Source organism: Photobacterium sanguinicancri (assembly GCF_002265265.1).
GTDB classification, from domain to species: Bacteria; Pseudomonadota; Gammaproteobacteria; order Enterobacterales; family Vibrionaceae; genus Photobacterium; species Photobacterium sanguinicancri.
In genome coordinates this window covers 1-14,230 of record NZ_NOIF01000136.1, presented here as the reverse complement: position 1 = coordinate 14,230, position 14,230 = coordinate 1, and the positions used below count along the sequence as shown (strand labels likewise).

The window sequence follows — 14,230 nt, the reverse complement described above, 5'->3', positions numbered from 1 at the left end:
GGTCTAACTCCCAATGAGTCAGAACGATTATATTGGGAAAGCTCTAAAACCGTGACCAATTTTAGTTGACCACTACACATCCCTTGGTAAGCCAAGTCACACTTCGTCTCAAGTGCTCGCGTAGCACTTGGGTCAATCCTGCGCATTTGCCTCTGTAAGACAACCGACAACCCGCTCAAAAATGTGACGTTCTACACACTTCACCCTATATGCAACTAAGCCAGATCATATTTGAGAACTGCACCTACCTTTAGTCTTAAAATTTCGCTAACAATACCTTATTACACGAGCAAAAATAACAAGGAGAGTGGCGAAGTGCTTCCCCACATTCAATCATTCCATCAACAGGCATTGCTTGAGCAATTACAGGCACTTCACGACATTTCCTTCATGCTGTGGCGTACTGAATCCATCAATCAACTACTTTTCACTGCCGTTGATGAAGCGAAAAAACAGCTCGATATCGACAGAATGGCGATCTTTATTTTCGATGAAAATTTGCGTATGCATGGTACCTATGGCACTGATATGACGGGTGCTACAGTAGATGAGCACTACTTTGAATCCGCTATTCCTGACCATTGGTTTTCTTCACATGCATTAAAAGGGCAGGAATACATAGTGATCAATGATAATACCGAGCTCTATCACGATTTAGAGCCTGTAGGATCAGGATGGAATGCTTATGTCGCGCTATGGGATGAAGACAAAGCCGTGGGTTGGATTGCGTGTGACAACTTAATATCGGGACGCCCTTTAAAAGGTTATCACCGCCAGTTATTGAAACAATTTGGTTTTATTGTGTCGCAGCACCTTGTTCGTCGACAAGCAGAAGAGAAACTGATCCGCTTGAACAAAGAGCTGGAGCACCGCGTCACAGAGCGTACCCAAGCGTTACAAAGTGCAAATCAACAGCTAGAGCTACTGGCAAAATGTGACCCATTAACAGGCGTGGCAAATCGCCGTGCCTTCGATTGCCAATTTAAAGATGAATGGCGGCGAGCAGAGCGTCACCAACTGCCACTTTCTTTACTGATTATTGATATTGATAACTTTAAATCTTATAACGACCAATACGGTCATGCCGCTGGTGATCAATGCTTACAAGTGATCGCTAGCGCACTCAATACTATCGAACGTCGAGCTGGAGCGCTTTTTGCTCGCTATGGTGGTGAAGAGTTTGTTTTACTCTTACCGGGTCAAAATCACAAAGCAGCAGTCTACGCAGCAAAACAAGCACTTCACGCAGTCAGAAGGCTCAAGTTAAAGCATAAGCAACCCAATGATGCCAGTTACGTGACAATCAGTATTGGTGTTGCTTCAATAAACCCATCACTTGAGCATTCAACCAGCAGCTTATTTAAGTTGACCGATGACGCACTGTACAAAGCCAAAGCCCTTGGTAAAAATGGCTATTATTTTCATACTGCGACAGAGTCCGATGGGTATCATCAAGCACCTAAGTAGAAAACCAAACGCCTCAAGTAAGAGAAACTCAGCTTCATAAGGTTCATTCACTGGCTGTTTACCAGTAGTTAACGGACTAACGTTTAGTTGGTTTTCGCTTTGTATACTTACGCTTCTTAGTGCCGCCTTTTTTAAATTCTGGCGACTTTAGCTCTCGCAGACTTAGCGGCACTTCACTGGTTTTTACTTTATCCATCAAAGTACTGACTTGCAGCTGAAGTGCATCCATAAAAGGTTTGTAAGCACATTTTTTATCCGCCATATCTTGTAACTGGTGCTCCCAATGCGCGGTCATATCAGGGTAAGTAGACTCTGTCGGCAAAGCATAAATTAACCCCCTGCCTGCATCAGTAGCATGTATATTTTTACCCTCACGCAGCAACAATTGGCGTTTAAATAAAATCTCCATGATACCTGCTCGTGTTGCTTCAGTGCCGAGTCCATCGGTGTCGCGCAGAATTTTTTTCAATGACGCGTCTGAGACAAAGCGGCCGATCCCTGTCATGGCTTGCAGTAACGTGGCCTCGGTAAAGGCTTTTGGCGGCTCTGTCATTTTGTCTTTGATCTCACCTTCGCGACAGGTTAAGACTGTGCCTTTCTCTAGCGGTGGCACCTTATCAGCAAGATCCTCGTCTTTACTCTTATCATCACGACCGAGCAACTCTCGCCAGCCTGCACTCATCAGCTGACGCCCTTTGGCAATAAAAACACCTCCCGCAATAGTAAAGACTAACTTCGCTTCACTATAAACGGCTGCAGGATAAAACTGCATCAAGTACTGACGTGCGATGAGTTGATAAATTTTAGCCTCACCACTGCTCAGGGATGCAGGGTTAACACCTTTAGGCGTGGGAATAATGGCATGGTGAGCATCCACTTTTTTATCGTTCCACGCTTTTGATTTCAGGCTAGTATTCGCCCCTTCACACGCTTGGTTGAGTTCATTGCTGGTTGTTTGAATTGCCTTACAAACATCGTTGGCCTGCTTGAAGTGCTCTACAGGTAAATAACGGCTATCGGAACGCGGGTAAGTGATCACTTTGTGCTTTTCATACAAAGACTGACACGTTGCAAGCACATCGGCGGCACTCATATTGAAGCGTTTCGCGGCATCAATTTGTAATGCAGACAGTGAATACGGCAAAGGGGCGGCTTGGCGCGTTTCTTTACGCTCCGATTCAGTGACTTCGGCAGGCTGACCTTTTATTCGCTCAACAACGTTTTCACACAATTTACGATTAAGTATGCGTCCATCTTCATCTTGATGAGGCTCACAGGCTTTACTTGGCTTCCAACGCGCTCGAATATCGTTATCTTGATAGGGGATTAGAGCGAACACCTCGTAGAAAGGCTTAGGTACAAAATTGGCAATTTCATCATCGCGGCGAGTTACCAAACCTAATACTGGCGTTTGTACACGACCAACCGACAGCACGCCCTTGTAGCCGCCCTTTTGCCCAAGTAAGGTGTATGCCCGTGTCATATTCATTCCGTACAACCAATCGGCACGAGATCGTGCTAACGCTGAAACAGACAAGGGGATAAAATCTCGATTACTGCGCATCGCAGACAAAGCGCGCTTCACCGCACTGGGGTTAAGATCTGAAATCAATAAACGCTGAATTTTTGCTTTTTTAGTAGCTGACACTTTTACGTAATCTATTACTTCATCCACCAGCAGCTGCCCTTCTCTATCAGGGTCACCCGCGTGGACAATGTCTGTCGCTTGCTTGGCTAATTTACGCACCACGCTTAATTGTTGTTTGGCTGATTTTCGTGGGGTGAGTTGCCATTGTTCAGGCAAGATCGGTAAATCGATCATATTCCACTTTTTATATTTCTCATCGTAGGCATCTGGTTCAACTTGCTCTAACAAGTGACCAATACACCAAGTGACGATATCGCCATTACCTGCTTCAATATAGCCGTTATTATTTTTATGAGGACGAGGGAGTACCGCTGCTATCGCACGGCCAAGGCTAGGTTTTTCAGCAATAAATAAACGAGACATAACAATTATTCGACAAACTTCAATGAGCTGGAGACTTTAACTAAAGCGGAAGACAAGAACAAGAAATACTGGATAAAAAGACAGTAAAGGAAAGCCTCTGCTTCCCTTTTTTATTTATATAACTTACACCGCCCCCAGCTAATAGAGACTGTGATTTTTACAAGTATTCGACAAACTGGCTAAGATCGCGTTCATGCACTTTCGCTTCACGGCAACCCGATGTACCGACATACAAAAAGCCAACAATAAGATCATCACCATGTACACCAAGCGACTCACGAACAACTGGGTGGTATGCCCATTTACCCGTACGCCAAAAACCTGCATACCCTTGCGCGACGGCTGCCATTTGCATGGCTTGGGTGGCACAACCAGCAGAGAGGTGCTGTTCAATCACAGGAACTTTGTCATTTTCTGTCACGTTCGCTACAACCGTAATCACCATAGGGGCACGAAACGGCGCCTTACTTGCCTTTTCAATGGTAGCTTCATCTGCGCCATCAGCTTTTGCCGCTTCCACTAAGATATCGGCTAATTTTGTTAACCCTTCACCCTGCGACACAATAAAACGCCATGGCGTTAGCGCGGCATGATCAGGGGCGCGCAGACCTGCCCGAAAAATATTGTCGAGTGCTTCACCTTGCGGCGCAGGCTCCAGCAACTTAGGTAACGAACGACGATTCAATAACAGTGTGAGCGCATCCATAACAACAACCTTTAATGATAATAATCATTGATTAACAATATCATAACCACAAAGCACCGAGAAGTATCGGTGCTTTTTCCTGCGCAGCTTTATTAAACAATTAATCTTAAGCAAGTGCCCTTATTGAACAAGTGCCTTTAAACAAGCACCACTGAGCAAGCTTGAACAGACCTGCTAAGATTAGTTTTAGAGCTTAGCCGCAAGTTCTACGGCTTGGCGAATAACACGCTTAGCATCAACTTCACCCGCGACATCGGCACCGCCAATGACACTGACTTTTACATTGGCAGCTTCAAGCTGGTCTGTTAGTACATTGACGGATGTTTGGCCAGCACAAACAATAATATTATCGACAGGTAGAACGCGTGACTGCCCTTCTACCGTAATATGCAACCCTTGCTCATCAACCTTGTCATAACTGACGCCACCAAGGAGTTCGACCCCACGTTTCTCCAATACTTTCTTATGGATCCACCCCGTGGTTTTCCCCGGCCCTTTACCAACACGTCCCGGTTTACGCTGCATTAGCCATACCTGACGCTGGCTAACATACTCTTCATGCGGGTATAAACCACCAGCATGACTAATATCGGTATCAATCCCCCAATCTTGCAACCAGTCCTCTAGGGCTTGATGTTCTGGCTCTGTCAGCATTGTGGACACATCCACACCAATACCACCAGCACCAATTACCGCCACTTTCTGGCCTACTTCAACCTTGTCACGAATTAGCGTTTGGTAATCAACCACTTTGTCACTGTCTTTCAGACCAGGGATCGGCGGCATACGAGGTTGTACCCCAGTCGCTACAATGACTTCATCATAATCTTTGAGCTCAGCCAATGTTGCGGCATGGCCCAGCTTCACATTGACACCCGTCTGCTCTAAACGGCGGCTAAAATAACGAATTGTCTCTTTAAATTCTTCTTTACCGGGAATTTGCATTGCCAAATTAAACTGACCGCCGATGTAATCGTTTTTCTCAAACAAATCAACACTAAAACCACGCTCTGCGGCGGCACTCGCACAAGCCAGCCCCGCAGGCCCAGCCCCGACAACCGCCACTTTTCGTTTATTGACCGCTGGCGTCAATATTAATTCGGTCTCATAACAGGCTTGTGGGTTCACTAAACAACTCGCGCGTTTACCGACAAAAACATGATCCAGACACGCTTGATTACAACCAATACAAGTATTGATATCGTCGGCTCTATTTTGTTCTGCTTTATTGACGAACTCAGCATCTGCCAAGAACGGGCGAGCCATCGAGACCATGTCCGCTTGTCCACCCGCTAAAATACCTTCAGCTACATCTGGCGTATTAATACGATTACAGGTGACTAACGGAATGTTCACTTCATTTTTTAGCTTTTCAGTTACCCAAGCAAACGCGGCACGCGGCACTTGCGTAGCAATCGTTGGGACGCGTGCTTCATGCCAACCAATGCCCGTATTCAAAATAGTCACACCCGCCGATTCAAGCGCTTTTGCCAGCATTACCACTTCTTCATGAGTACTGCCTTGCTCAACTAAGTCCAGCATAGACAAACGGAAAACGATGATAAAATCATTACCCGTACGTTTTCTTACTGCTTTCACCAACTCGATAGGAAAACGCATACGGTTTTCATAGCTACCGCCCCAATCATCATAACGATGGTTCGAACGCTGACAGATAAATTGATTAATCAAATACCCTTCAGATCCCATCAACTCGACGCCGTCATAACCCGCTTCACGTGCTAATTCTGCACTTTTAGCAAACGCCTCAATGGTTTTGTTAATTTGACGAACACTCATCTTACTTGGGGTAAATTTCGCGATCGGTGATCGAATAGCAGAGGCACTCACCGCAAAAGGATGTAGGGCATAACGACCAGCATGAAGCAGCTGTATGGCAATTTTTCCGCCCTCTTCATGCACCGCATCGGTAATAGTACGGTGTGCTCTAGCTTGACGAGCTGAACTAAATTCAGCACTTAATGGATGCAATCGGCCACGAAAGTTAGGTGAGAAACCTCCCGTTACAATCAATCCCACACCACCACGGGCACGAGCTGCATAAAAGGCAGACAGCTTTTTAAAGCCATCACGAGATTCTTCAAGCCCAGTGTGCATTGATCCCATCAACACACGATTCTTTAGTTGCGTAAAACCAAGATCCAAGGGCGCGAGTAAGTGTGGGTAAGATTTATCGTTCATGGCTTCCATTCTTTTCTAATTATGGTCAGACCAGTATATGGTCAACAAACAACAAATTTCAAACATCTGTTTACATTAACGCAACAAAGCATGATCTATGCAAGGATTTTGAGAGAAAATCGTGACCGAAATGTTTGATCACTTATGAAAAATCGAACGTATTAACGCTATGTAGGTCTTAACCTAACATACGGATCTAGGTGAAAAATTGTGACATAGCGCTTTCCTGCGTTAGGATAAGAGCAGGAATCATTATCAGGACGCTTCATGAAAATGTTATTTAAAGGGATCGGGAAGATTTTCCGCGCTCTATGGAAACTACTCAGCTTCACTCGCCAGCTTATTCTTAATCTGTTTTTCTTGGCTTTTGTTGGCATCATCATATTTGCCTTCACGCAAAGAACGGAAGAGCCAGTACAGGCGACGAAATCAGCGCTTGTGCTCGATTTAGCTGGCCCTATCGTTGAGCAACGCAGCATTATCAGCCCTGTTGATCAACTCACCAGTAATGCGCTAGGCCGCCCACAAGTACAAGAAAATGTCTTGTTTGATATTGTTGATACCATTCGACACGCATCAACAGATAACAACATCACAGGCTTAGTACTGAATCTGAAAGACATGGCAGGGACTAATCTCACCAAACTGCGCTATATCGCTAAAGCGATTAACGAGTTTAAAGAGGCGGGTAAACCTGTTTACGCCTTTGGTGATAATTTCAGCCAAAGCCAGTACTACCTTGCAAGCTACGCAGACAAAGTCTTTATGTCACCAGACGGTGGCGTATTATTAACAGGCTACGGTAGCTACACTCTCTACTATAGAAGCCTACTCGACAAGTTAGACGTGAATACGCATGTATTCCGTGTGGGCACCTACAAATCATTTGTTGAACCTTACACTCGCGACAGCATGTCAGACGCTGCACGTGAAGCCAATACTGCATGGTTAAACCAACTGTGGGGCGCTTACACGCAAGATGTAGCCGCTAACCGCCAAATAGAAGCATCGGCACTCTCACCTGAACTTGATGATTTTGTTAAGCAGTTGAAGGCTGTAAATGGTGACTTTGCAAAACTAACATTAAACATGGGATTAGTTGATGAGCTAGTGAGCCGTCCTCTACTTCTACAAAAGTTAGTCGACGCTTTTGGTAGCGATGATAACGATAGCTTTAAACAAATCAGCTACTACGACTACATGCCAACTGTGATGCCCGCTGAACTTCCAAGCAGCAATAAAATTGCCGTTGTCGTCGCAAGTGGGGCAATCGTAGATGGTGATGGTCGCCAACAAGGCACTATTGCCGGTGACACCACAGCAGCAATGCTTCGTGATGCCCGCCTAGATGATAATGTTAAAGCCGTAATTTTACGTGTTGATAGCCCTGGCGGCAGTGCATTTGCGTCTGAAGTCATCCGTAATCAAGTTGATGCATTAAAGCAAGCAGGCAAACCTGTCGTCGTGTCAATGTCGAGCCTAGCGGCATCGGGGGGTTACTGGATTTCATCAAGTGCCGACAAGATCATTGCTCAACCAACAACTATCACTGGTTCAATCGGTATTTTCGCCATTTTAACGACCTTCGAAAAAGGCTTGGAAAAAATGGGCGTTTATAACGATGGTGTCGGTACAACACCTTTCGCTGGTGTTGGCGTCACCCGTGAACTACCAGAAGGTGTCGCGCAAGTCTTCCAGCTTGGTGTTGAACACGGCTATCAGCGTTTTATTGGTTTAGTTAGCCAGTACCGAAATATGTCTCTTGATCAAGCGGACCATATTGCACAAGGGCGTGTATGGACGGGTAAAGATGCAATGGATCTTGGCCTTGTCGATCAGCTCGGTGATTTTGATGATGCTATTGCGTCGGCAGCAAACCTTGCTGAACTTGATAGCTACGAACTGCAATGGATAACTGAAGAACTAACACCTGCTGAACTCTTTTTGCAGAGCTTTACAGCCAAGATCAATGTTCATTTACATAATATCTTGTTGGGACAAGTTCCTTCAGCATTACAGCCTGTAGCACACCAAGTTGCAACAGACCTCACCACATTAAATAACTTTAATGATCCAAAAGGGCAATATGCTTTCTGCCTAAACTGCACCAATAGTGAAAAGTGAGATCAGCCCAGCAACGCTGGGCTTTTTTTACCGTGCGTTAACCGTATAATGCGCGCACCAAACCGATAAAAAGCTGTACTGAATTATGGAAAGAAAACACATTTACATTGCTTATACTGGCGGCACAATTGGCATGCAGAAGTCAGACCATGGTTACGTTCCTGTTGCGGGGTTCATGGAAAAGCAACTAGCAAGCATGCCAGAATTCCATCGTTCAGAAATGCCAAAATTTACTATCCATGAATACGAGCCTCTGATCGATTCTTCGGATATGACGCCAGCGGATTGGCAGCGCATTGCTGATGATATTAAAGAAAACTACGACGACTACGACGGTTTCATCATTCTTCATGGTACGGATACCATGGCGTACACAGCGTCAGCTTTGTCGTTTATGTTTGATAACCTAGATAAGCCAGTGATCGTTACTGGTTCGCAAATCCCAATTGCAGAGATCCGTTCAGATGGCCAAAGTAACCTACTGAACTCTTTGCATGTTGCTGCAAATTACCCAATCAACGAAGTAACTGTGTTCTTTAACAACCAATTAATTCGAGGTAACCGCAGTACGAAAGCCCACGCAGATGGTTTTGGTGCATTCATTTCACCAAACCTACCACCTTTGCTTGAGGCGGGGATCAATATTCAAGTTAACAATGTAGAAGTTGATAAAAAGCCCGATGCACCGTTTAAGGTACATAACATCACACCACAACCAATTGGTGTTATTACTATGTATCCAGGTATTTCGCCGGAAGTTATTCGCAACACGCTTCGTCAACCCGTTAATGCTATGATTTTGCTTACTTTTGGTGTGGGTAACGCCCCACAAAATCCAGATTTGTTAGCACAATTGAAAGAAGCAACAGATCGCGGTGTTATTGTCATCAACCTAACACAGTGCCTATCAGGTAAAGTGAATATGGGTGGCTACGCAACAGGCTGTGCACTGGCAGATGCAGGTGTTTTGAGCGGTTACGATATGACGCCAGAAGCTGCGTTAGCAAAACTACATTACCTGCTGTCGAAGAACCTACCAGCAGAAACGGTACGTAGCATGATGCAGCAAGACCTACGTGGTGAGCTGACTCACTAACGTAGTGAACTCAAGTTTTTGCCCTCTAAGAGCTGCGTATGCAGCTCTTTGTTTCTCCGCTTCCTCATATCTCAACTACACTTAGTAGCACTGAAAATACACAAGAATACGTTACTGTCGATACGGTAATACTTCATGTAATCACAATCAAAGTAATACTCTTAATCTGGATAAGTCGAACGATTACCTGAGAGAAACTTATGATCCTACACGGTGCTTCAATTTCCCCTTTTGTCAGAAAAATCATGCTCTCGCTCGCCTATAAAGGCATTAGCTATCAACTCGAGCCCTTAAATCCATTTTTAGAAAAAGAACTCGCTCACAAACGTCACCCCATGGGAAAAGTGCCTGTTCTTGAGCATGATGGCCAAAGCATTATGGACTCGACTGTCATCGCCCATTACCTTGATGATCTCTACCCTGTCCCCCCACTGTACTCTGGTGATGCCAAGGTACGCGCAAAAATCAGATGGTTAGAAGAGTACGCAGATACGCGATTAACATCACTCGTGAGCGGTGTCTTGTTTTACCAGAAGATCATGCGGGGCAAGATGCTAAATAAAGATGTTGATGAAGAAGCCATTGAACAATGCATCCAACATCACCTGCCACTTGCACTTCAATACCTTGAAGAGCAAATGCCTAACAGTGGATTTATTGGTGAACATTTTTCAATGGCAGAGATCAGTGTGTGGAGTATTTTACGTAACGGCTGGATGGCAGGCCTACGCGTAGAGTCAGACTACCCTAAATTACACGCCTATTTAATGATGATTGAACAAGAACCCATTATCGCCAATATGATGAGTGAAGAAGACCATGAACTACGGGGATTCTATTGCTCCCCTATCAGTCTAAAAAGCACCTAACATCGCATGCCCTTTCCATTATTAATCAGCATTGTACGGCTAAGTTTCACACCAACAATTGGTTTATAGTTCACTATGGTTGAAGCGTGCAATATCGTCGACTGACCCCGTTGGTCCATTCTCACCAAAGTCACGCTTGAGCTCCGCTTTCGACTTAAACTTAATTTCACCGCCAACTTCAACGCTCATATGCTCTGCATCTTGATTATTACGGGATTGGTATAACATCACAGCCTGCATTGTTGCGTCACGCTGCTCTTGCGTTAATGCTGTTCCATCGGGCCATTTACCAATTTCTACCGCTGTCATCAAACGTTGATAAACTTCTGGTGTCATCGCTTGTAATATTTGTTCTAGATCCATTCCAACTCTCCATATCAGCAGTGCTGCTTCGATTAAATCAATAAACCACATCACCAAACAAATCTGGCTTAGTTAAGTGCCTATTGCGCTACCTTTAATGAGTGGTACGTAACAGTCAAGTTACAGTATGAATAGTGCATTTCTGATCACAAATTCCACCACCAATAATACGAGTATTAACACGAGAAAGTATCAACAACGAGCATTTTATCTCGATGAGAATTCAACCAAAAGCCACATTAGAACTAAGTCTTTCCTGAACAACTATCACAATTTACTATGTTTTCATCGCCTACCTGCCGCTTTCATATAGAATGAAACCCCATAAGGTTAAACTATGCGAGCTTCACCTAACATGCGTACAAACACCAACTCAAAGTCAATGAATTCAACAGTCAAAATAAAGGCAACAACATTCAAGTTTCTGACTGTTATGGGTTGCACACTGGCACTGAGTGGCTGCTTTGAACGCCACCGTTCGACAGACAGCTTATGTGAATCTTATCCGGAAATTTGCGCACAATTGAATGTTAATGACGGTCAATGTCGCTTACAACGCGCCAGCTTGATCTGGAAACGTTATGACGTGTTAAAAAACCCTATTGATAGCGAGAAATTTAAAGAGCTGAAATTCACTCATAGTTATCAAATGTGTTTAGAGTATGCCGCGCGCATCGAGCCCACCGAACTAAAAGAACGTAAAAGTAATCGGATGAAAGCGCTAATTCATAGCTACGATGCCATTGACCGCCTTAATGCCGAACTTGAAAACTCCATCGACCCCGAAATCATTTATTACCGGTGGTCACAAGGTGACAAACGCGCAATGCGCCAATTTTTACGATTGGAGGGGAAACCCGCATTAGAAACACCGGATCTACAGCTCGCACTCGCCACTTATTACAGTGGTAAAGATCAAAGCAAAACCGTAAGTATTTTGTTGCATGCCCTATCACTGTACACAAAAGGGGAAACGGTAAAACCTGAGATCATTCAATCTTTAGCCACCATTCACCATCAACAGAAAAATAACGAGCATGCCTACCTTTGGTCAATTGTTGGTGCTGAATTTAATATGCCTGTCGCTAATAAAGAAAAGCTAGCTAGCTTCTATCCAATGACAGATGAAAAGCGAGAGCAAATAGAACAACATGCAAAAGTCGTGATCAAAGCACTTAAACGCGGAACATTCACCGCATCTCTCGGCCAATAAAGCCCTCTAGCGAAAACATCACCCTTGCAGTGCAATCTCCGCCCTTCCCTCAAAAAATAACAACAATAAAAAAGGTACCGCTCTGGGTACCTTTAGTTTTGTAAGAATATTTCATCTTTTTTAGAACAGCATCATGCTTTAAATTGCAACGACACTGAGTTAACACAATAACGCTCGCCCGTTGTTTGAGGGCCATCAGGGAATACATGCCCCAAATGGCTATCACATTCTGCACAACGAATTTCTGTTCGGCTCATCCCATGCGAGTTGTCTTCAATGTATCGAATAGCACTTTTTTCTATCGGGGCATCAAAGCTAGGCCAGCCACAACCTGAATCATATTTATTATTCGATTGAAATAATGGCGCTTCACAACATGTGCAATGATAAACACCCGTTTCACGATTATGCAGAAGCGTGCCACTAAACGGCGCTTCAGTACCTTGTTCACGACAGACTTGATACTGTTCAGGGGATAATTTCTCTCGCCAGTACGCATCGTTTTTATTAGTCATTGTAATTCCTGTTTCTTCCTTTTAACACTGAGCAACATTTTTACGGCTCTTTTCTAATCATACTACGCCACAATAAATTCGCTACCCATGGTTAGAGGACGATGCATTATCATTACAAGTATTAGTAGTTTGCTCACTCTTATCTCACAACAACAAGAACCCGCTCTTAAGATTTTGCTTAAAAAGTTGCCAATTCACACTTATGTGGCACATACTTTTTGCGCTATGAGTGTTTAGTTACCGAATTAATCGAAGTGCACGCAAAAAATAGATTTGCTCAATATTAAAAGTTAACAACGTCAATGGTGATTAATTAAACAAGTTTCGTATGATTTGTCGGCGATGTAGTGGGAATGTAAAAAAATTCCGAACTTTTTTTTGACCTCAAGCAATTTAACCGCCTTTTTTGCTTGCAGCGTCACTCAGTATTCTGTAATTTTACTACCAGTTATCTTTCATTAGAAATTAAGTTGTGGAGCAACTACAATGACTATCAAAGTAGGTATTAATGGTTTTGGCCGTATCGGTCGTTTTGTTTTCCGTGCAGCGCAAGAGCGCAACGACATCGAAGTTGTTGGTATCAACGACCTAATCGACGTTGACTACATGGCATACATGCTTAAGTACGATTCAACTCACGGCCGTTTCAACGGTACTGTTGAAGTTGAAGGCGGTAACCTAATCGTTAACGGTAAAACTGTACGTGTAACTGCTGAGCGTAACCCTGAAGATCTTAAGTGGGATGCAATCAACGTTGACGTAGTTGCTGAAGCAACTGGTCTTTTCCTAACTGACGAGACTGCACGTAAGCACATCACTGCTGGTGCTAAGAAAGTTGTTCTTACTGGTCCTTCAAAAGACGCAACTCCAATGTTCGTAATGGGTGTTAACGACTCTACTTACGCTGGCCAAGACATCGTTTCTAACGCTTCTTGTACTACTAACTGTCTAGCACCTGTTGCTAAAGTTCTTAACGACAAGTTCGGTATCGAATCTGGTCTTATGACTACAGTTCACGCAACTACAGCTACTCAAAAAACTGTAGATGGTCCTTCTGCTAAAGACTGGCGTGGTGGTCGTGGTGCTTCTCAGAACATCATCCCATCTTCAACTGGTGCTGCTAAAGCTGTAGGCGTTGTTCTTCCAGAACTAAACGGCCTTCTAACTGGTATGGCTTTCCGCGTACCAACTGCAAACGTTTCTGTTGTTGACCTTACAGTTAACCTAAAAACTGCTGCATCTTACGAAACTATCTGTGCTGCTATGAAAGAAGCATCAGAAGGCGAGCTTAAGGGTGTACTTGGTTACACTGAAGACGCTGTTGTTTCTCAAGATTTCATCGGTGAAGTTCAAACTTCAGTATTCGATGCTAAAGCTGGTGTTGCGCTAACTGACAAATTCGTTAAAGTTGTAGCTTGGTACGACAACGAAATCGGTTACTCAAACAAAGTTCTAGACCTAATCGCACACATCTCTAAGTAATTAATACTTAGTAAGCGGTAAGCGATGACAAAAGGCGGCTCTTGAGTCGCCTTTTTTGTACCTGCTCGTTAGCCATACCCAAATGTCATTGGATCTGCGACTCTCGCCCCTCAAATACCAGCATATCCCTTCACTTATGCATGGTTTAGCGCTTATCGAATTCAACTATTCTTATAATAAAT

11 protein-coding genes are annotated in these 14,230 nt (G+C 44.1%); 6 read left to right on the top strand and 5 right to left on the bottom strand.

Translation table 11 applies throughout. The annotated features are described in order from the left end of the window. The first annotated feature begins 315 nt into the window (after window positions 1-315). Window positions 316-1,467 carry a GGDEF domain-containing protein gene (locus tag ASV53_RS17410; RefSeq protein WP_239928836.1) on the top strand — a complete coding sequence of 384 codons (1,152 nt, stop codon included), beginning with the start codon at window positions 316-318 and terminating at the stop codon, window positions 1,465-1,467. Between the two features lie 76 nt (window positions 1,468-1,543). On the opposite strand, the gene ASV53_RS17405 is transcribed toward ASV53_RS17410, so the two are convergent. The 3 genes from ASV53_RS17405 to ASV53_RS17395 form a co-directional block, all read right to left on the bottom strand. Beyond that, window positions 1,544-3,478, bottom strand: coding sequence for a DNA topoisomerase III (locus tag ASV53_RS17405; RefSeq protein ID WP_094958022.1), 1,935 nt, complete (start codon window positions 3,476-3,478; stop codon window positions 1,544-1,546). A gap of 157 nt (window positions 3,479-3,635) precedes the next feature. Beyond that, on the bottom strand, window positions 3,636-4,184 hold the full coding sequence (locus ASV53_RS17400) for an NAD(P)H nitroreductase (RefSeq protein ID WP_094958021.1): 549 nt from the start codon (window positions 4,182-4,184) through the stop codon (window positions 3,636-3,638). A gap of 186 nt (window positions 4,185-4,370) precedes the next feature. After that, window positions 4,371-6,386 (bottom strand): NADPH-dependent 2,4-dienoyl-CoA reductase, encoded by a 2,016-nt coding sequence (locus ASV53_RS17395; RefSeq protein WP_094958025.1) that lies wholly within the window; start codon window positions 6,384-6,386, stop codon window positions 4,371-4,373. 267 nt (window positions 6,387-6,653) lie between these two features. On the opposite strand from ASV53_RS17395, the gene sppA reads away from it, so the two are divergent. From sppA to ASV53_RS17380, 3 genes are all read left to right on the top strand, one after another. Further along, entirely contained in the window at window positions 6,654-8,510 is a 1,857-nt protein-coding gene (sppA, locus tag ASV53_RS17390; protein WP_094958020.1) for a signal peptide peptidase SppA, read from the top strand. Between the two features lie 85 nt (window positions 8,511-8,595). Further along, complete coding sequence (gene ansA / locus ASV53_RS17385; RefSeq protein WP_062690983.1) at window positions 8,596-9,606, top strand: asparaginase; 1,011 nt, start codon at window positions 8,596-8,598, stop codon at window positions 9,604-9,606. 200 nt (window positions 9,607-9,806) lie between these two features. Continuing rightward, the gene (locus ASV53_RS17380; protein ID WP_094958019.1) at window positions 9,807-10,475 is read left to right on the top strand and encodes a glutathione S-transferase family protein; all 669 of its coding nucleotides are present in this window, start codon (window positions 9,807-9,809) and stop codon (window positions 10,473-10,475) included. Window positions 10,476-10,538: 63 nt separating this feature from the next. Here ASV53_RS17380 and ASV53_RS17375 read toward each other — a convergent pair whose 3' ends face one another. After that, window positions 10,539-10,838, bottom strand: a complete 300-nt coding sequence (locus ASV53_RS17375; protein ID WP_094958018.1) for a YeaC family protein — start codon at window positions 10,836-10,838, stop codon at window positions 10,539-10,541. A 337-nt stretch (window positions 10,839-11,175) separates the two neighbouring features. On the opposite strand from ASV53_RS17375, the gene ASV53_RS17370 reads away from it, so the two are divergent. Next, the gene (locus tag ASV53_RS17370) at window positions 11,176-12,051 is read left to right on the top strand and encodes a DUF2989 domain-containing protein (RefSeq protein ID WP_239928835.1); all 876 of its coding nucleotides are present in this window, start codon (window positions 11,176-11,178) and stop codon (window positions 12,049-12,051) included. 131 nt (window positions 12,052-12,182) lie between these two features. On the opposite strand, the gene msrB is transcribed toward ASV53_RS17370, so the two are convergent. Beyond that, complete coding sequence (msrB, locus tag ASV53_RS17365) at window positions 12,183-12,566, bottom strand: peptide-methionine (R)-S-oxide reductase MsrB (RefSeq protein ID WP_062690980.1); 384 nt, start codon at window positions 12,564-12,566, stop codon at window positions 12,183-12,185. A 486-nt stretch (window positions 12,567-13,052) separates the two neighbouring features. Here msrB and gap point away from each other — a divergent pair, with 486 nt between their 5' ends. Beyond that, complete coding sequence (gene gap / locus ASV53_RS17360) at window positions 13,053-14,048, top strand: type I glyceraldehyde-3-phosphate dehydrogenase (RefSeq protein ID WP_094958017.1); 996 nt, start codon at window positions 13,053-13,055, stop codon at window positions 14,046-14,048. Window positions 14,049-14,230: the final 182 nt, after the last annotated feature.

Excerpts from the sequence above, each read along its gene's own strand:
- ASV53_RS17400 (WP_094958021.1), bottom strand. The coding sequence starts at position 4,184 with ATGGATGCGCTCACACTGTTATTGAATCGTCGTTCGTTACCTAAGTTG.
- ansA (WP_062690983.1), top strand. The coding sequence starts at position 8,596 with ATGGAAAGAAAACACATTTACATTGCTTATACTGGCGGCACAATTGGC.
- msrB (WP_062690980.1), bottom strand. The coding sequence starts at position 12,566 with ATGACTAATAAAAACGATGCGTACTGGCGAGAGAAATTATCCCCTGAA.
- ASV53_RS17380 (WP_094958019.1), top strand. The coding sequence starts at position 9,807 with ATGATCCTACACGGTGCTTCAATTTCCCCTTTTGTCAGAAAAATCATG.
- ASV53_RS17395 (WP_094958025.1), bottom strand. The coding sequence starts at position 6,386 with ATGAACGATAAATCTTACCCACACTTACTCGCGCCCTTGGATCTTGGT.
- ASV53_RS17370 (WP_239928835.1), top strand. The coding sequence starts at position 11,176 with ATGCGAGCTTCACCTAACATGCGTACAAACACCAACTCAAAGTCAATG.
- ASV53_RS17405 (WP_094958022.1), bottom strand. The coding sequence starts at position 3,478 with ATGTCTCGTTTATTTATTGCTGAAAAACCTAGCCTTGGCCGTGCGATA.
- ASV53_RS17375 (WP_094958018.1), bottom strand. The coding sequence starts at position 10,838 with ATGGATCTAGAACAAATATTACAAGCGATGACACCAGAAGTTTATCAA.
- gap (WP_094958017.1), top strand. The coding sequence starts at position 13,053 with ATGACTATCAAAGTAGGTATTAATGGTTTTGGCCGTATCGGTCGTTTT.
- sppA (WP_094958020.1), top strand. The coding sequence starts at position 6,654 with ATGAAAATGTTATTTAAAGGGATCGGGAAGATTTTCCGCGCTCTATGG.